At 72.6% G+C, this 17397-nt stretch carries 16 protein-coding genes; 7 read left to right on the forward strand and 9 right to left on the reverse strand.

What is annotated here, in order from left to right:
• Nucleotides 1–265: 265 nt before the first annotated feature.
• Nucleotides 266–3364 carry a molecular chaperone Hsp90 gene (locus ABZ404_RS12140; RefSeq protein ID WP_358831550.1) on the forward strand — a complete coding sequence of 1033 codons (3099 nt, stop codon included), beginning with the start codon at nt 266–268 and terminating at the stop codon, nt 3362–3364.
• Between the two features lie 72 nt (nt 3365–3436).
• Here ABZ404_RS12140 and ABZ404_RS12145 read toward each other — a convergent pair whose 3' ends face one another.
• Together ABZ404_RS12145 and ABZ404_RS12150 are read right to left on the reverse strand one after the other, a co-directional pair.
• Nucleotides 3437–5854 (reverse strand): cation-translocating P-type ATPase, encoded by a 2418-nt coding sequence (locus ABZ404_RS12145; RefSeq protein WP_358831501.1) that lies wholly within the window; start codon nt 5852–5854, stop codon nt 3437–3439.
• 247 nt (nt 5855–6101) lie between these two features.
• Nucleotides 6102–6374, reverse strand: coding sequence for a DUF2530 domain-containing protein (locus ABZ404_RS12150; protein ID WP_358831500.1), 273 nt, complete (start codon nt 6372–6374; stop codon nt 6102–6104).
• Nucleotides 6375–6614: 240 nt separating this feature from the next.
• Between ABZ404_RS12150 and ABZ404_RS12155 the strand changes: the two genes are divergently transcribed.
• A complete protein-coding gene (locus ABZ404_RS12155; protein ID WP_358831499.1) occupies nt 6615–8063 on the forward strand; it encodes an NCS2 family permease in 1449 nt (482 codons plus the stop codon).
• 20 nt (nt 8064–8083) lie between these two features.
• On the opposite strand, the gene ABZ404_RS12160 is transcribed toward ABZ404_RS12155, so the two are convergent.
• Nucleotides 8084–8266 (reverse strand): ribbon-helix-helix protein, CopG family, encoded by a 183-nt coding sequence (locus tag ABZ404_RS12160; protein WP_358831498.1) that lies wholly within the window; start codon nt 8264–8266, stop codon nt 8084–8086.
• Nucleotides 8267–8435: 169 nt separating this feature from the next.
• Here ABZ404_RS12160 and ABZ404_RS12165 point away from each other — a divergent pair, with 169 nt between their 5' ends.
• Nucleotides 8436–8879: a MarR family transcriptional regulator gene (locus tag ABZ404_RS12165; RefSeq protein WP_358831497.1), complete on the forward strand. Its 444-nt coding sequence runs from the start codon at nt 8436–8438 to the stop codon at nt 8877–8879.
• 30 nt (nt 8880–8909) lie between these two features.
• The gene (locus ABZ404_RS12170; protein WP_358831496.1) at nt 8910–10268 is read left to right on the forward strand and encodes an MFS transporter; all 1359 of its coding nucleotides are present in this window, start codon (nt 8910–8912) and stop codon (nt 10266–10268) included.
• A 23-nt stretch (nt 10269–10291) separates the two neighbouring features.
• Here the strand turns inward: ABZ404_RS12170 and ABZ404_RS12175 are convergent, their stop codons facing one another.
• The gene (locus ABZ404_RS12175) at nt 10292–11182 is read right to left on the reverse strand and encodes a hypothetical protein (RefSeq protein ID WP_358831495.1); all 891 of its coding nucleotides are present in this window, start codon (nt 11180–11182) and stop codon (nt 10292–10294) included.
• Between the two features lie 14 nt (nt 11183–11196).
• Nucleotides 11197–11823: a hypothetical protein gene (locus ABZ404_RS12180; RefSeq protein WP_358831494.1), complete on the reverse strand. Its 627-nt coding sequence runs from the start codon at nt 11821–11823 to the stop codon at nt 11197–11199.
• A gap of 20 nt (nt 11824–11843) precedes the next feature.
• Between ABZ404_RS12180 and ABZ404_RS12185 the strand changes: the two genes are divergently transcribed.
• Nucleotides 11844–12005, forward strand: coding sequence for a hypothetical protein (locus ABZ404_RS12185; RefSeq protein WP_358831493.1), 162 nt, complete (start codon nt 11844–11846; stop codon nt 12003–12005).
• Nucleotides 12006–12042: 37 nt separating this feature from the next.
• Here ABZ404_RS12185 and ABZ404_RS12190 read toward each other — a convergent pair whose 3' ends face one another.
• The 3 genes from ABZ404_RS12190 to ABZ404_RS12200 all read right to left on the reverse strand — a co-directional run bounded on the left by ABZ404_RS12190 (nt 12043) and on the right by ABZ404_RS12200 (nt 14768).
• On the reverse strand, nt 12043–13041 hold the full coding sequence (locus tag ABZ404_RS12190) for an aldo/keto reductase (RefSeq protein WP_358990344.1): 999 nt from the start codon (nt 13039–13041) through the stop codon (nt 12043–12045).
• 84 nt (nt 13042–13125) lie between these two features.
• Entirely contained in the window at nt 13126–14136 is a 1011-nt protein-coding gene (locus ABZ404_RS12195; protein ID WP_358837357.1) for an aldo/keto reductase, read from the reverse strand.
• Between the two features lie 92 nt (nt 14137–14228).
• Complete coding sequence (locus ABZ404_RS12200) at nt 14229–14768, reverse strand: MarR family winged helix-turn-helix transcriptional regulator (protein WP_358837356.1); 540 nt, start codon at nt 14766–14768, stop codon at nt 14229–14231.
• A 15-nt stretch (nt 14769–14783) separates the two neighbouring features.
• On the opposite strand from ABZ404_RS12200, the gene ABZ404_RS12205 reads away from it, so the two are divergent.
• On the forward strand, nt 14784–15293 hold the full coding sequence (locus tag ABZ404_RS12205) for a carboxymuconolactone decarboxylase family protein (protein WP_358837355.1): 510 nt from the start codon (nt 14784–14786) through the stop codon (nt 15291–15293).
• 6 nt (nt 15294–15299) lie between these two features.
• Here the strand turns inward: ABZ404_RS12205 and ABZ404_RS12210 are convergent, their stop codons facing one another.
• On the reverse strand, nt 15300–16013 hold the full coding sequence (locus ABZ404_RS12210; protein ID WP_358837354.1) for a GDSL-type esterase/lipase family protein: 714 nt from the start codon (nt 16011–16013) through the stop codon (nt 15300–15302).
• A gap of 68 nt (nt 16014–16081) precedes the next feature.
• Here ABZ404_RS12210 and ABZ404_RS12215 point away from each other — a divergent pair, with 68 nt between their 5' ends.
• Nucleotides 16082–17074 (forward strand): WD40 repeat domain-containing protein, encoded by a 993-nt coding sequence (locus ABZ404_RS12215; protein WP_358837353.1) that lies wholly within the window; start codon nt 16082–16084, stop codon nt 17072–17074.
• The last annotated feature ends 323 nt before the right edge of the window (nt 17075–17397 follow it).

Raw genomic sequence — 17397 nt, forward strand, 5'->3', positions numbered from 1 at the left:
GCGCGACCAGCCCGCCACCGGCCCGCACACGTAGTCCCGGCCCAAAAGGGGGCGCGGGGAAGTGTGCGGGCGGGTGCCCGCGGCCCCGCAGGCGCGGGCGTAGACGCAGACCTCCCCGGCCACCGCCAGGTGAACCGGGCCGGGGCGGAGCCCGGGGGAGTGAGGGGTGCGGGGGGCGTGCGGGCCCTCGGGAGCGGGGACGCGGTACCTTCGGGCGCAGGGTTACCGATGCGGTGGACGCGAAGAAGCGGGGTACGGCGTGATCGTGAAGGCGACGGCGGACGAGGGGCTGGACCCCTTCGGGACGGCGCGGCTACGGCGCGGCGTAGTGGACGCCTGGGCCACCACCCCCTCCCGCTTCCGCGAGGACGCCAACGCCGAGGAGGACCTCGCCCTCGGCGGCTACCGCGACCGCCTCGTCGTCGAGCTGGCCCAGAACGCCGCCGACGCCGCCGCCCGCGCCGGAGTCCCGGGCCGGCTGCGGCTCACCCTCCACCCCGGCGCCCCCGGCGAGCAGTCCGTCCTCGCCGCCGCCAACACCGGCGCCCCCCTGGACGCCACCGGCGTCGAGTCGCTGTCCACCCTGCGCGCCTCCGCCAAGCGGCGCGACTCCGGCACCGCCGTCGGCCGGTTCGGCGTCGGCTTCGCCGCCGTCCTCGCCGTCAGCGACGAGCCCGCCGTCGTCGGCCGCACCGGCGGCGTCCGCTGGTCGCTCGCCGAGGCCCGCGACCTCGCCGCCGAGGCCGCCCGCTTCAGCCCCGGCCTCGGTGACGAACTGCGCCGCCGCGACGGCCACGTACCCCTGCTGCGGCTCCCGCTGCCCGCCGAGGGCTTCGCGCCGGAGGGGTACGACACCGTCGTGGTGCTGCCGCTGCGCGACGAGCCCGCCGAGGACCTCGTCCAGCGGCTCCTCGCCGCCGTCGACGACGCCCTGCTCCTCACCCTCCCCGGCCTCGTCGAGGTCGTCGTGGAGACCCCCGACGGCTCCCGTGTGCTGCGCCGCTCCGAGCGCGACGGATACGTCCACATCGACGACACCCGGGACGGGGCCAACCGCTGGCGGGTCGAGAGCGCGAGCGGCCCGCTCACCGCCGAGCTGCTCGCCGACCGGCCCGTCGAGGAGCGGCTGCGGCCGCACTGGTCGGTCACCTGGGCCGTCCCCGTCGACCTGGACGGCGCCCCGCGGCGGCCCCGTACCGCCCCGGTCGTCCACGCCCCCACCCCCACCGACGAGCCCCTCGGCCTGCCCGCCCTGCTCATCGCCTCGCTGCCGCTGGACACCGCCCGGCGTCACCCGGCGCCGGGCCCGCTGACGGACTTCCTGGTGGAGCGCGCCGCCGACGCGTACGCCCGGCTGCTCGGCGACTGGGAGCCCGTCTCGACCGGCACCGTCGACCTCGTACCCGGCCCGCTCGGGCGGGGCGAGCTGGACGGGGCGCTGCGCGCGGCGATCCTGGAGCGGCTGCCCCGGGTCGCCTTCCTCGCCCCGGCCGCGCCCTCCGAAGAGCTGCCCGCGCTGCGGCCGTTCGAGGCCGAGGTGGTCGAGGGGGCGGGCGCCGACACCGTGCGGGTGCTGGCCGAGGTGCTGCCCACGCTGCTGCCCGCGGGGCTTGAGCGCCGGGCCGAGCTGCGGACGCTCGGCGTCGGGCGGCTGCCGCTCGGGGACGCCATCGAGCGCATCGGCGGCGCCGAACGCGACCCGTCGTGGTGGCACCGTCTCTACGACACGCTGGCCGGGGTGGACCCGGACCGCCTCTCGGGGCTCCCGGTGCCGCTGAGCGACGGGCGCACCGCCATCGGCCCGCGCCAGATCCTGCTGCCCCTGGCCGACACCCCCGCCGACCTCACCCGCCTCGGCCTGAAGGTCGCGCACGCGGACGCCGCCCACCCCCTCCTGGAGAAGCTGGGCGCGCTGCCCGCCACGCCCCGGGCCGTCCTGACCACCCCCCAGGTGCGGGCCGCCGTCGCCGCCTCCCTCGACAGCGGCGAGATCTGGGACGAGGAGGCGCTCGACGCCGACGAACTCGCCGAGACCGTTCTGACGCTGGTACGGGACGCCGCGCTCGAACCCGGCGAGGAGCCGTGGCTCGGGGCGCTGGCCCTGCCCGACGAGGACGGCGAGCTCGCCCCCGCCGGTGAACTCGTCCTGCCCGGCAGCCCTTTCGCCTCCGTCATCCGCCCCGGCGAACTCGCCGAGGTGGACGGCGAACTGGCCGCCCGCTGGGGCGAGCAGCCGCTCGCCGCGTGCGGGGTGCTGGCCACGTTCGCCCTGGTCCGCGCCACCGATGTGGTCCTCGACCCGGACGAACTCGAACCCCGCGAGGGCGACTTCGCCGACCCTGACGACGCCGGGCTGCTCGACGCGGTCGACGTGTGGTGCGAGGACGTCCTGGACCGGCTGCCGCACACGCCCGTACCGCCCGTGGCCACCGAGATCGTCGCCGTCCGCGACCTCGACCTCGTCGACGACGACGCCTGGCCGCGAGCCCTCGCGCTGCTCTCGCAGCCGCCGCTGCGCGACGCGCTGACCCAGCCCGTACGCATCCTGCTGCCGGACGGCACGACCGAGTCGGTCCGCCCGTACACGGCGTGGTGGCTGCGCGGCCACCCCGTCCTCGGCGGGCGCCGCCCGGCGGGTCTGCGCGCGGCCGGGTCCGACCCGCTGCTCGCCGGTCTGTACGAGTCCGCCGACGCGAGCGGGTTCGACGACGAGCAGGTGCTGCGGGCGCTCGGTGTACGTACGTCGGTGGCGGCGCTGCTCGACGAGCCCGGCGGCGCGGCCGAACTCCTCGGCCGCCTCGCGGACCCCGCCCGCCCGGTCTCGGACGCGCAACTGCACGCCCTGTACACGGCGCTGGCCGACCTCGACCCCGAGCAGGTGACGCTCCCCGACGAGCTGCGGGCGGTGGTGGACGGGGAGGTACGGGTCGTGGACGCGGCGGACGCGCTGGTGGCGGACGCGCCGGATCTGCTGCCGCTGGCGTCCGGGGTGCCGCTGCTGCCGGTCGCCCCCGCGCGGGCGGCCGAACTGGCGGAGCTGCTCCAGGTGCGGAGCCTGGGGGAGACCGCGTCGGCGGAGGTGACGAGCGTCGGGACCGAACGGGAGGTCCCGGAGGCGGTCCGGGTCCTGCTCGGCCCCCGGGTGCCGTCGCACTACGTCGAACACGAGGAGCTGCTGGCGGGCGGGGTGGAGCTGGACTGGCACCGCGCGCCGGACGGAACGGTGCATGCGGCGACGCTGGAGGGGGTCGCGGCGGGGCTGGCGTGGGCGGCGGGGCAGTGGCCGCGGCGGTTCGAGGTGGGGGCGCTGCTGGAGGACCCGTCCCGGACAGCGGAACTGTCCCGCTCCCGCTGGTTCGACTAACCCGGGGCTGCGCCCCCGGGCCGACAAGGGCGCGGGGAACCGCGCGTTCAGCCGTAGGCGGTCCGCTGTCCCCTACTCCGCCCACTTCCTCCCCACCCACCTCCAAGCCCCCTCCAACCCCACAGCCCCCACCACCGCAACCCCCACCGCAGCCCACGGCAACACCGTCCCCACCAGGCGCAGGGCGAAGAACGTCTGGAGCCAGGGGACCGCCAGGACCAGGAGGAAGGCCGCGCCCATCGAGGCCACCAGGGCTATCCGCCACCACGTGTACGGGCGGGCGATGATCGCCAGGACCCACATCGACACCAGGAACAGCGTCAGCGTCGCCGCGCTGGTCTCGGCCTCGCGGGCGCCCGGGCCCTCGTAGTAGTGCCGCGCCAGCATGTACGTGGCGAACGTGGTCACCGCCGCGATCACCCCGCCGGGAATCGCGTACCGCATCACCCGCCGGACGAAGTGCGGCTTGGCCCGTTCCGTGTTGGGGGCCAGCGCCAGGAAGAACGCCGGGATGCCGATCGTCAGGGTGGACAGCAGCGTCAGGTGGCGCGGCAGGAACAGGTACTCCACCTGGGTGCACACGACGAGCAGCGCGAGCAGCACCGAGTACACCGTCTTGACCAGGAACAGCGTCGCCACCCGCGTGATGTTGCCGATGACCCGCCGCCCCTCCGCCACCACCGACGGCAGCGTGGCGAAGCTGTTGTTCAGCAGGACGATCTGGGCCACCGCCCGCGTCGCCTCCGAGCCCGACCCCATCGAGACGCCGATGTCCGCGTCCTTGAGGGCGAGGACGTCGTTGACGCCGTCGCCCGTCATCGCCACCGTGTGCCCGCGGGACTGGAGCGCCGCCACCATGTCCCGCTTCTGCTGCGGCGACACCCGCCCGAACACCGCGTGGGAGTCCAGGACCTCCGCCATCTCCGCCCGCTCGTCGGGCAGCTTGCGCGCGTCCACCGTCCGTGACGCGCCCGGCAGGCCCAGCTTGCCGGCCACCGCCCCGACCGACACCGCGTTGTCCCCGGAGATGACCTTGGCGTGGACGTCCTGCTCCTCGAAGTAGCGCAGGGTCTCGCCCGCGTCCGGCCGCAGCCGCTGCTCAAGCACCACCAGCGCCGTGGCCCGCGCGTCCGCCGCCACCCGGGGGTCGTCGAGTTCGCGCCGGGCCCGGGCCAGCAGCAGGACGCGCAGGCCCTGTTCGTTGAGGGAGTCGATCTCCGCGAGGGACGCGTCGCCCGTCGGCAGCAGCACGTCCGGCGCGCCCAGCAGCCAGGTCGAGTTCTCCCCGTCGCCATCGCTGAACGCCGCCCCGCTGTACTTGCGCGCCGAGGAGAACGGCAGCGACTCCGTGCACCGCCACTCCTCGCTGTCCGGATACGCGTCGATGATCGCCTGGAGCGAGGCGTTGGGACGCGGGTCGGACTCGCCGAGCGCACCGAGCACCTTGCGTACGTACGCCTCGTCCGCGCCGTCCAGCGGCCGCAGCTCCGTGACGTCCATGCCGCCCTCGGTGAGCGTGCCGGTCTTGTCGAGGCAGACCACGTCCACGCGCGCGAGGCCCTCGATCGCCGGGAGTTCCTGCACCAGGCACTGCTTGCGGCCGAGCCGGATCACCCCGATCGCGAAGGCCACCGAGGTGAGCAGGACGAGACCCTCGGGGATCATCGGGACGATGCCGCCCACCGTGTACGCGACCGACTGCTTGAAGTCGTCGTCCTTGACCACGAGCTGGCTGATCACCAGGCCGACCGAGGTCGGGACCATCAGCCACGTCACGTACTTGAGGATCATCGAGATGCCCGAGCGCAGCTCGGAGTGGACCAGGGTGAAGCGGCTGGCCTCCTCCGCGAGCTGCGCCGCGTACGCCTCGCGCCCGACCTTCGTCGCGGTGAACGCGCCGCCGCCCGCGACCACGAACGACCCGGACATCACGCGGTCGCCGGGCTTCTTGAGGACCGGGTCGGCCTCGCCGGTCAGCAGCGACTCGTCGACCTCCAGACCGTCGGCCTCCACCATCTCGCCGTCGACCACGACCTTGTCGCCCGGTCCGAGCTCCACCAGGTCGCCCAGGACGATCTCGGAGGTGGAGATCTCGGCGGCGGTCCCGTCGCGCCGGACGGTCGGTTTGGCCTCGCCGATGACCGCGAGCCCGTCGAGGGTCTTCTTGGCGCGCAGCTCCTGGATGATGCCGATGCCGGTGTTGGCGATGATCACGAAGCCGAAGAGGCTGTCCTGGAGCGGTGCCACGAAGAGCATGACCAGCCACAGCACGCCGATGATCGCGTTGAAGCGGGTGAAGACGTTGGCGCGGACGATCTCGCCGGTGGAGCGGCTGCTGCGCAGCGGTACGTCGTTGACCTCGCCCCGGGCGACGCGTTCGGCGACCTCGGCGGCGGTCAGACCGGTGGCCCGGCCGGACGCCTCGGGCTGCGGCACGGGGTGGACGGGGTCGAGTTCCGCCCCGGCGTCGATATTGGCGCGCTGCGTCATGTTTTCGACGGTACGGGGGGAATTCCCGCTTCACCTGCCGGGACCGTCGAACATCAGACCAGGGGAGGAGGCGAATGGTCCTGTGGCGGTATGCCCGCGGGGGCTTCTCCTACCGCCGGGCCCGACGCCGGTCCGGAGGCCCCGGACCCGACGCCGGTCCGGAGGCCGGCCCCGGGCCCTGCACCGGTCCGGAGGCCCGGACATCGGCCCCGGCGCCTGCCCAGGCACCGGCCCGGGCCCCGTCCCCCTACAGCGTGTCGGCCGTCGTTTCCCGCTCCGCCGCGTGCCGCTTGAGGGCCGCGTCGCGTCCGCGGACGTACCAGATGCCGATGAGACCGAGACCGCCGCCGGCCAGGCACGTCCACACCCACCACAGATGGCCGTGGTCGTCGAACCAACCGTAGAACGGCAGCTGGACCAGGAAGAGGACGAACCAGAGGATCGTGCCGCCGGTGATGGTGGCGACGACCGGCCCCTCCAGGGGCTCCGGCGCCTCGTGTTTCGGGGTCCACTTCTTCATGCGATCAGTGTAGGGGGAGGCCCCGCGCCGCCCCGGCGGACCGCTCGCGGCCGTCCGCGATCCGGGCGCCCCTTGTGTCTACGCGCGGAGATAGCGATCTTCGCCTGATGTATTCATACTGAAACGGCTTACGGCTGACTCGTTTTGTTCGTTGAAACGTCCAAAGACGTTCGGGTAAAGCCGCTTTTTCGCAGTGCGCAGCTCCCCGCTCCCCGCCCCGTCTCACGACTGAGGTTCCGCATGTCCCCGTCGGCCACCGCCAAGGTCGAAGCGCCCCAGCCCGCCCCGAAGCCGCCGGCCAACGCCGTGGACCGGTATTTCAAGATCTCTGAGCGCGGTTCCACCGTCGCCCGGGAGATCCGCGGCGGCTTCGCCACCTTCTTCGCGATGGCGTACATCATCGTGCTGAACCCGATCATCCTCGGCAGCGCCAAGGACATGTACGGGCACCAGCTCGACAGCGGTCAGCTGGTCACCGCCACCGTGCTGACCGCCGCGTTCACCACGCTCCTGATGGGCGTCATCGGCAACGTGCCGATCGCGCTCGCCGCCGGCCTCGGGGTGAACACCGTGGTCGCCCTCCAGCTGGCGCCCCGGATGAGCTGGCCCGACGCGATGGGCATGGTCGTCCTCGCGGGCTTCGTGGTGATGCTCCTGGTCGCCACCGGGCTGCGCGAGCGCGTGATGAACGCGGTGCCGCTGGGCCTGCGCAAGGGCATCGCGATCGGCATCGGCCTCTTCATCATGCTGATCGGCCTGGTCGACTCGGGCTTCGTCTCCCGTATCCCGGACGCCGCCCACACCACCGTCCCGCTCCAGCTCGGCGGCAACGGCCATCTGCTGGGCTGGCCGGTCCTCGTCTTCGTCCTGGGCGTCCTGCTCACCCTGGCGCTGCTGGTCCGCAAGATGCCCGGCGCGATCCTCATCTCCATCGTGGTGATGACCGGCGTCGCGATGATCATCAACGCGGTGGCCACCGTCCCGTCCTGGGGCCTGACCACCCCGACGTGGCCCGGCAACCCGGTCGCCAGCCCCGACTTCGGCCTGGTCGGCGAGGTCAGCCTGTTCGGCGGCTTCGACAAGGTCGGTGTGCTGACCGGCGTCCTGTTCGTCTTCACCGTGCTGCTGTCGTGCTTCTTCGACGCCATGGGCACGATCATGGGCATCAGCGACGAGGCCGGGCTGACCGACGCCGAGGGCAACATGCCGGGCATCAACCGGGTGCTGTTCGTGGACGGCATCGCGGTCGCGGCGGGCGGCGCCTCGTCCTCCTCGGCCACCACCTGCTTCGTGGAGTCCACGGCGGGCGTCGGCGAGGGGGCGCGCACGGGCCTGGCGAACGTGGTCACCGGCGGTCTGTTCACCGTCGCCCTGTTCCTCACCCCGCTGGCCACCATGGTCCCGTCGCAGGCGGCCACCCCCGCGCTGCTGGCGGTGGGCTTCCTGATCCTGTCGGGCTCGGTACGGCAGATCGACTGGGACGACTGGACGATCGCGATCCCGGCGTTCGTGACGATGGTGATGATGCCGTTCACGTACTCGATCACCAACGGCATCGGCATGGGCTTCCTCACCTTCACGGTGCTGCGCCTGGTGGCGGGCCGCGGCCGTGAGGTGCCGGTGGCGATGTACGTCGTCTCGGCGGTGTTCGCCTTCTACTACCTGATGCCGGCCCTGGACCTGACCTAGCCGGTCCCGCGCGGCCGGCGCTAGGCCGCGCCGTAGAACTTCTCCGTCTCGTCGACCGCGGCGTTGAACCGCTCGTCGAAGTCGTCCCGAATGAGCGTCCGGACCACATAGTCCTGGACGCTCATTCGGCGTTTGGCGGCATGCTGCCGGAGCCGTTCGAGCAGCTCACCGTCTATCCGCAGGCTGAGCACGCTGGTCCCCATGGGACGAGGGTCGCCGCAGACCCCGCCCCGATGCGTCACTTTTCCGACGAGTCTCACTCGTTCGGGTGATGTGTGGGGCGGTGTACGGGGCGGGGTGTGGCCACCGTTACAGCGTGGGGGCGGTGCTCCGGCTGGTATTTAGCCAGAGTAATGAGTTAATCTAACGAACATGTCTGACCTGCCCCACGACAGCGACGCCGACGTCGCCGCCGTGAACTCCCTCCGCTCGGCGATCATGCGCCTGAGCAGGCGCCTGAAGCATCAGCGCGTCGACGAGTCGCTGAGCCCGACCGAGATGTCGGTGCTCGGCACCCTCTTCCGCTGCGGCTCGGCCACCCCCGGTGAGCTGGCCCGCAAGGAGCACGTCCAGCCCCCGTCGATGACCCGCATCGTCGCGCTGCTGGAGGCCAAGGGACTGGTCAGGCTGGAGCCGCACCCCGACGACCGCCGCCAGAAGGTGGTCAGCCAGACCGAAGAGGCCGAGGCGATGCTCGAAGAGAGCCGCCGCAGGCGCAACGTCTGGCTGGCCTCCCTCGCGGAAGGCCTGGACGAGGACGAGTGGGCGAAGCTGCGCGCCGCCGCACCCGTACTGGAGAAGCTCGCACACCTGTGAACGACCGCGCACGATAGGAGGCGAACCCCTTTGAGTACGGGATCCGGAGCAGACTCCGCCCCCGCACACAAATCCACCCACGACACCGCTGCCCCCGGCAGCACCCGGCGGGGGACGTTCTCCTCGCTCGCGATCCGCAACTACCGGCTGTTCTTCTCCGGTGCCATCGTCTCCAACATCGGGACGTGGATGGCGCGGATCACCCAGGACTGGCTGGTCCTCCAGATCACCGGCTCCTCCGTGGCGGTCGGCATCACCACCGCCATGCAGTTCCTTCCGATGCTGCTCTTCGGTCTGTACGGCGGCGTCATCGCCGACCGCTTCGCCAAGCGGAGCATCCTCTTCGTCACCCAGAGCGCGATGGGCCTGGGCGGTCTGTTCCTGGCGGCCATGACGCTCTCCGGTCACGTCCAGGTCTGGCACGTCTATCTGACGGCGTTCTTCACCGGACTGGTGACGGTCGTCGACAACCCGACCCGCCAGTCCTTCGTCTCCGAGATGGTCGGCCCCGACCAGGTCCGCAACGCGGTCAGCCTGAACTCGGCCAACTTCCAGTCGGCCCGGCTCGTCGGCCCCGCCGTCGCGGGCGGCGTGATGGCGGCGGTCGGCCCCGGCTGGGCGTTCCTCGCCAACGGCCTCTCCTTCCTCGCGCCGCTGGCCGGCCTGGCCCTGATGCGCACCGCGGACCTGCGGCCCACCAAGCTCGCGCCGCGCGGCAAGGGCCAGCTCCGCGAGGGCCTGGACTACGTCTCCAAGCGGCCGGAGCTGATCTGGCCCATCGTCCTGGTCGGCTTCGTCGGCACCTTCGGCTTCAACTTCCCCATCTGGCTCAGCGCCTTCGCCCACGACGTCTTCCACGGCGGCTCCGGGATGTACGGCCTGTTCAACAGCCTCATGGCGATCGGCTCCCTGATCGGCGCCCTGCTCGCCGCCCGCCGGGGCACGACCCGGCTGCGGCTGCTGGCGGGCGCGGCCGGGCTCTTCGCGGTCCTGGAGGTCGCGGCCGCCGCCGCGCCCGGCATGGGGCTCTTCATCGCGCTGCTGATCCCCGTCGGCGTCCTCGGCCTCACCGTCAACGTGACCGCCAACGCCTCGGTCCAGATGGCCACCGACCCGGAGATGCGGGGCCGGGTGATGAGCCTGTTCATGATGGTCTTCACCGGCGGCACCCCGCTGGGCGGCCCGCTCTTCGGCTGGCTCACGGACGAGTACGGCGTACGGATCAGCCTCGCCCTGGGCGGTCTGATCTGCGCCATCGCGGCGGTCGGCGTCGGCCTGGCACTGGCACGCGCGGCGAACCTGCGACTCAAGGTCGACATGCGACGCGGCCGCCGGCACCTGGAGTTCGTGCCGAGGGTCCCGAGGGAGCGGCTGGCTACGGCGGCGTGACACCGGCGGCGCGGGGGCGCCGCTCAGCCCGGCCGGAAGGCCACCCGCACACCCGCCCCCACGGGCAGAACCAGCACGGCCCCCCGCTGCCGCGTCCAGCTCTTCGGCACGATGAACATCCGGTCCCCCGATTGTGCGAGCAGCCGCAACCCCCGGTAGCGGTACTTGAAGTGCTGTCCGGATCCCCCCTCCGGCAGCGAGGTCTCCCGCACCCCCGGAGCCGTGAAGTACAGCCGCTCGGTCGTGTCGACGACGACCTCCGGCCTCAGCCGCAGATGGCGCGCCAGATAACGGGCTTCGTGCTCGCCGTGGCCCTGGGCGTAGGCCTGTACGGCCCAGAAGGAGCAGAGCGTGATCAGCGCCGCCGCGATGCAGAAGGCCGTCACCTCACCGACGAAGGGGCGGCCGGTGGCCTTCAGGTGCATCAGACGCCCGTACACCACGAGCAGCAGACCGCACAGGAGGAGCAGGGGCGTGGTCAGCTGCGCGGCGGGCCAGACCTGGAAGCCGCCGAGGACGCCGAGCGCGAAGAGCCCCACTCCGCACATGAGGAGACAGACGCCCGCCCGCGTCACACGCCGCAGGAGGTGGGGCCGTGACCCGGCGACGGCGGCGGCCCAGAAGTATCCGAGCGCCGCGACGAGGCCGACGAAGAGCGTGATGCCCACCGGCATCCACAGGGCCGCCGCACTGCGCAGCAGAAAGTCCTGGGTGGAGAAGCCGAGGGTCGCGGGATCGATGCCGAAGTACTCGTACTGGGCGTCGGTGAAGGCGTACCCGAAGTAGAGGAGCAGCGCGGTCAGCAAGGTCGTGGGCGCGACGAATCCGGCGACGGCCTTGAGCCAGGTGCCCCACGGGGCCCTGGCCGGAGTCGGCGGTGGCGGCTGGGGCTGCCCCGGGGCCTGCTCCTCCATCGGGCACCTCCGGGTCAGCTCGCGCCGGCGCTGGGCACGGCCGGGTCGTCCGGCTGGGGCTCGGGCTCCTCCGGCTGGTCGGGCGGAGTGAAATTTTTGTCCGTGATGGTGTCGACCAGCGGCGTGGGCCGCCCGGTGAGGCGGACGCAGACGGTGTGCTCGGGGATGGTCTCCTTGCCGTCGTCGTCGGGGAACGTGACCGTGATCTCCGGACCGTCACCGTTGGGCGGCAGCGATACGGACTGGTCAGGAGGCGCGGTGCTCCAGCGGTTGGGGCCGGGTGTGCAGTCGGAGAAGCTCGCGGTACCCGTGTACGTCTCCGAGGAGGGGTTCCGCAGAGTCAGCTTGACGAGGGGCCAGGCCCCGGCGAAGCTGCCGGAAACCCGCCCGGCCGTGTCGAAGCCGCCGCCACCACCGCTGTTGCCGCCACTGTCCGAGCCGCCGCTGTCCGAGCCACCGCTGGTGTCCCCGGTCGTGCCCCCCGTCTCTTCGGCGGGAGGCCCGGTGGTCTCCTCCTGGGTGGACTCGTCGGACGGCCCGGACGGCTCCCCGCCCCCCGACGAACACCCCCCGAGCACAAGCCCCAGCACCAGCAGGGCGGCCGGGAGGAGGTGAGGGCGGCGGCGGCAGGCGTGGTCCATCTTTCGGACGGTAACAGTGCGTGATCGCATCGTCACCGGTGGCGCGCCAGGGGCGGCCGAACGGGGGAGTGGGCGGGTTCGTTACGCTCGTAGGCGTGAACCCCAAGACCAGGAACCGGATCATGGCCGGCGTACTCGTGCTGATGTTCGTCGTCGTGGCCGTCGCGGCGGCGCGCGGCTGACACCCCCGCCGGGGAGCCGCCGCGCCCGCCGCGCGCGTCACCAGGCGAACGCCTCCGGGGAGGGGCCCGGTCCCGGGAAGATCTCGTCGAGTCCGGCCAGCACCTCCGCCGACAGCTCCAGCTCCACCGCCCGCAGGGCCGAGGCCAGTTGGCCGGGGGTGCGCGGGCCCACGATCGGGCCGGTCACGCCCGGCCGGGTCAGCAGCCACGCCAGCGCCGCCTCGCCCGGCTCCAGACCGTGCTTGGCGAGCAGGTCCTCGTACGCCTGCACCCGCGCCCGTACCGCCGGGTCCGCCAGGGCCTCGGCCGCGCGCCCGCCGGTCGACCGGGAGCCGCCGCCCTCGCGCTCCTTGCGCAGCGCCCCGCCGAGCAGCCCGCCCTGGAGCGGGGACCAGGGGATGATCCCGACGCCGTACTCCCGGGCCGCGGGGATCACCTCCATCTCGGCGCGCCGCTCGAAGAGGTTGTACAGGCACTGCTCGCTGACCAGCCCCAGCCGGCCGGTCCGCGCGGCCACTTCGTTGGCCTGGGCGATCTTGTAGCCGGGGAAGTTGGAGGTGCCGACGTACAGCACCTTCCCCTCCCGTACGAGCACGTCCATCGCCTGCCAGATCTCCTCGACGGGGGTCTGCCGGTCGACGTGGTGGAACTGGTAGAGGTCGATGTGATCGGTGCCCAGCCGCTTCAGGCTGCCCTCGACCGCCCGGCGGATGTTCAGGGCGGACAGCTTGTCGTGGTTGGGCCAGACGGGGGCGCCGTCGGCGGACATGTTCCCGTACACCTTGGTGGCCAGGACCGTCCGCTCCCGGCGGCCGCCGCCCTGGGCGAACCAGTTGCCGATGATCTCCTCGGTACGGCCCTTGCCGGCGCTCTGGCCGTAGACGTTGGCGGTGTCGAAGAAGTTGACGCCCGCCTCGTGGGCGGCGTCCATGATGGCGTGGCTCTCGGTCTCCTCGGTCTGGGGGCCGAAGTTCATGGTGCCGAGGACGAGACGGCTGACCTTGAGTCCGGTGCGTCCGAGCTGCGTGTACTCCATGGGGTACCAGCGAACGCCTTGAAGTGCGCTCGAAGCAAGTACCCCACGCGGCCCCGCCCTCCCCCGACTCCGCCCCCCTCCCGCCTACCAGGCGAACGCCTCCGGGGACGGGCCCGGTCCCGGGAAGATCTCGTCGAGTCCGGCCAGCACCTCGGCCGACAGCTCCAGCTCCACCGCCCGTAGGGCCGAGGCCAGTTGGCCGGGGGTGCGCGGGCCGACGATCGGGCCGGTCACGCCCGGCCGGGTCAGCAGCCACGCCAGCGCCGCCTCGCCCGGCTCCAGTTCGTGCTCGGCGAGCAGGTCCTCGTACGCCTGCACCCGCGCCCGCACCGCAGGGTCCGCGAGTCCGGCGGCGGACCGGCCGCCCTTGGTGCGTTCCCCGGCCCCGTCCCGCTCCTTGCGCAGGGCGCCGCCGAGCAGTCCCTGGTGGAGCGGGGACCAGGGGATGATCCCCACGCCGTACTCCTGGGCGGCGGGGATCACCTCCATCTCGGCGCGCCGCTCGGCGAGGTTGTACAGGCACTGCTCGCTGACCAGCCCGAGCCGCCCGGTCCGCGCGGCGACCTCGTTGGCCTGGGCGATCTTGTAGCCGGGGAAGTTGGAGGTGCCGACGTACAGCACCTTGCCCTGCTGGACGAGCACGTCCATGGCCTGCCAGATCTCCTCGACGGGGGTCTGCCGGTCGACGTGGTGGAACTGGTAGAGGTCGAGGTAATCGGTGCCGAGGCGCTTGAGGCTGGCCTCCACCGAGCGGCGGATGTTCAGCGCGGAGAGCTTGTTGTCGTTGGGCCAGACGCTGGTGCTCCAGGGGCTGCCGTCCTGGGTCATGTTCCCGTAGCCCTTGGTCGCCAGGACCGTCCGCTCCCGGCGCCCGCCGCCCTTGGCGAACCAGGACCCGACGATCTCCTCGGTGAGGCCCTTGTGCTCGGCGATGCCGTAGATGTTCGCGGTGTCGAAGAAGTTGATGCCCGCTTCCTGGGCGGCGTCCATCAGCGCGTGGCTGTCGGCCTCGTCCGTGAGCGGGCCGAAGTTCATGGTGCCGAGGACGAGGCGGCTGACCTTGAGTCCGGTGCGTCCGAGCTGCGTGTACTCCATGAGGGACCAGCGAAGCCGTTGAAGTGCGCTCGAAGCAAGGGGGGCCGGTCGCGGGGGCGCCGGGCGCCGGGCGCGTCCGGGCGCCGAAGTGCTCAGGACCCCGCGAACCAGCTCGACGCGTCCAGGCGGAACGCCTCCGGCGGGACCACCGCGCGCAGGGACGCCTCCATCTCCCGCACCGGGCCGGGCCCCAGGGTGCGGACCCAGTCGGCGCGCAGCTCGTCGAAGACGGCCGCCGAGCGGGCCAGCGCGTCCAGGCCGCGCGCGGTGATGCGGACGACCTTGCGGCGGGCGTCGGCGGGGTCGTCGGCGCGTTCGGCGTAGCCCAGCGCCTCCAGGCGGTCGACGGTCTTGCCGGCCGCCTGCTTGGAGACGCCGAGGCGGCGCCCGATCTCGCTCGCGGTCGCCCCGCCGGGCCCGATGGCCTGGAGCGCGAAGCCGTAGGCCGGGCGCAGGTCGGGGTGGCCCTGGTCCGCGAGTTCCGCGTGGAGGCGGTCGATCAGGGTGCGGAAGCCCGCCAGGAGGAGCAGGGGGAGCTCGTAGCCGGGCGTGTCGGCGCCGCCGGACCCGTCTTCGCCCTTGCGAGAACCGACAACCTGGTTTACCTTTTTTTCGTCAACCACGTTGTCCATTCTAAGGGGCGCACCATGTTCGTCGACCACACCCTGGAGTCCGCGCCCGCCGCGTCGCGCCGCGCGATGGAGGGGACCGTCCGGCACCTCGGGCACCTCTCCCCGGCCGTCGCCCGGATGGCCGCCTCGCCCCACGCTTTGGAGGGCTTCCTGAAGATGAGCGCCCTCTTCGAGAGCACCACCCTGGACCCGGTCGCCCGCGAAGTGGTGGTCATGACGGTCGCCACCCGCAACGCCTGCGCCCTGTGCGTGGACATGCACACGGCGAAGCTGCGGGGGCTCGGCGCGCCGGAGGAGCTGATCGGGGAGCTCCGCGCGGGATCGCCGCTCTCGGACGAACGCCTCGACGCCGTACGGGAGTTCACCCTCGCCGTGTACGCAACGGCGGGCGCGGTCCCCGAAGCCGGCCTGGAGGCGTTCCTGTCCCACGGCTACACCCGGCAGAACGCCCTGGAGGTCGTCCTCGGCATCGGCACGTACACCGTCTCCACCTTCGCCAACCGGCTGACCGGGGCCTCGCACTGAGCCGCGCTAGCGGACCCGGCCCTCCTGAGCGGCGGCCACCGGCACTCCGTACGGACCGCCGAGCCCCCACCCCTGGTGCAGCGCGTCCGCGAAGGCCGCCGCCAGTTTGTGCTCGCCCGAGGCGGAGGGATGCGTGCCGTCGTAGGTGTCCACGTGGATGTCGTACGTCGGCGGGTGCGAGGCGAGCAGCAGCGGGGAGGAAGGCCGGTCCAGGTCCGCCACCGCCTTCGCGAGCAGTTCGTTGAAGCGGGCGACCTCGGCCGCGAAGGGGGCGTCCGACTCGGCCCGGATGTTCGGGATGACGGGGAGCAGCACCATCCGGATCGCCGGGTTCGCGGTGCGCGCCGCCGCCACGAAGGCGCGGACGTTGGCCGCCGTCTGGTCGCTGTCGGTGTAGAAGCCCAGGTCGATCAGGCCGAGCGAGACCAGCAGGACGTCCGCCCGCGCCCCGGCCGCCGCCTCGGCGATCAGCGGGGCCATGTGCAGCCACCCCTCGCCCCACCCCGACAGATGGCGGCGGGCCGGCGCGGGAAAGTCCTCCGCGCCGTACGCGGACGACAGCGGGGCCCCGGCCTCCGTGTTGTACAGCTCGGTGCGCGGCCCCACGATCGCGAAGGGGCCGTCGAAGGACGTGCTGAGGTGCTGCCACATCCGGTAGCGCCAGGTGATGTCGCCGGCGCGTCCGATGGTCATGGAGTCGCCGACGAACATGAAACGCATGGGGCCATGATGGCGGATCACCTGGACCGCTTCGACGGGCTGCCACGTGACGATGGACACTTGGTGCCATGCGTTTCCCGATGCGTTCGCTTCTGTCCGCCGCCACGGCCGCCGGGCTCGTCGTCCTGGGGGCCGCCGGACCGGCGGCGGCCGACGGCGGCGACGGCGGTTTCACGATCAAGGACCCCCGGATCAAGGAGTCCAGCGGTCTGGCCGCCAGCCGCGCCCACCCGGGCGTCTACTGGACGCACAACGACAGCGACGACGGGCCGTACGTCTACGCGGTCGACTCCAGGACCGGCGAGACCGTCGCCAGGATCACCATGACCGGCGTCGGCCGCCCGCGCGACGTCGAGGCGATCTCGGTCGGCCCGGACGGGAACGTGTACGTGGGGGACATCGGGGACAACCTCGGCGGCACCTGGAAGAACGTCTGGATCTACAAGTTCCCCGAGCCGAAGCGGCTGAAGGACGCCACCGTCAAGGCGACGCAGTACGTGGTGAAGTACGCCGACGGGCCGCGCAACGCCGAGGCCCTGATGGTCCATCCCGGCACCGGGCGGGTCTACATCGCCTCCAAGAAGGAGGGCGGCGGCGGGCTCTACGAGGGCCCCGCGCACCTCTCCACGGCCGGGACGAACGTCTTCCGGCGGGTCGGCGACGTGCCCTGGGTCACCGACGGCGCCTTCTCCCCGGACGGGACGAAGCTGGCGCTGCGCGGGTACTTCTGGGCGGCCGAGTACGACTGGAAGGGCGGGAAGCCGGGGGCGCGGCACGGGGTGTCCGCCCCGCTGATGCGGCAGGCGGAGTCCGTCACGTACACGCCGGACGGGAAGGCCCTGCTGTTCGGGAGCGAGGGGGAGGGGAGTCCGGTGACGCGGGTCGCCGTCGCCGGGGGCGAGTCGCCGTCCGGCGGGGGGAGTTCACCGACCGGTGCGGGGGGCCGTGGCGGGAGCACCGACTCCGGGGGCGGGCACCGGAACCTGGTGTACGGGGGGTTGGGTGTGGTGGGGGTGGGGGCGGGCTGGGTTTGGCTGAAGCGGCGGGGGCGGCGGGGCTGATCCTTTTGGGCCCGGCTTTCGTCTGCGGCTGAGCAGCCGGCTGCCCGCGCCCCTTTTCGGCCCGGGGTGTGTCTGCGGGCCGTGGTGGCTCGCTCGCGCAGTTCCCCGCGCCCCCAATCCCCTCTTCGGCTGCGGGCCGTGGTGGGCTGCTCGCGCAGTTCCCCGCGCCCCTTCGGTGCGCCCCTGCGGGGCGATCACCTCGGCGGTGGGGGCCGTGTTCGTCTGGTGGGCCGCCCGGTGGTGGCTCGCTCGCGCAGTTCCCCGCGCCCCTAGGCAGTTAGGGGCGCGGGGAACTGCGCGCTCAGCCACCCACAAACCCGCAG

It is taken from the genome of Streptomyces sp. NPDC005878 (assembly GCF_040629815.1).
Classification (GTDB): Bacteria; Actinomycetota; Actinomycetes; order Streptomycetales; family Streptomycetaceae; genus Streptomyces.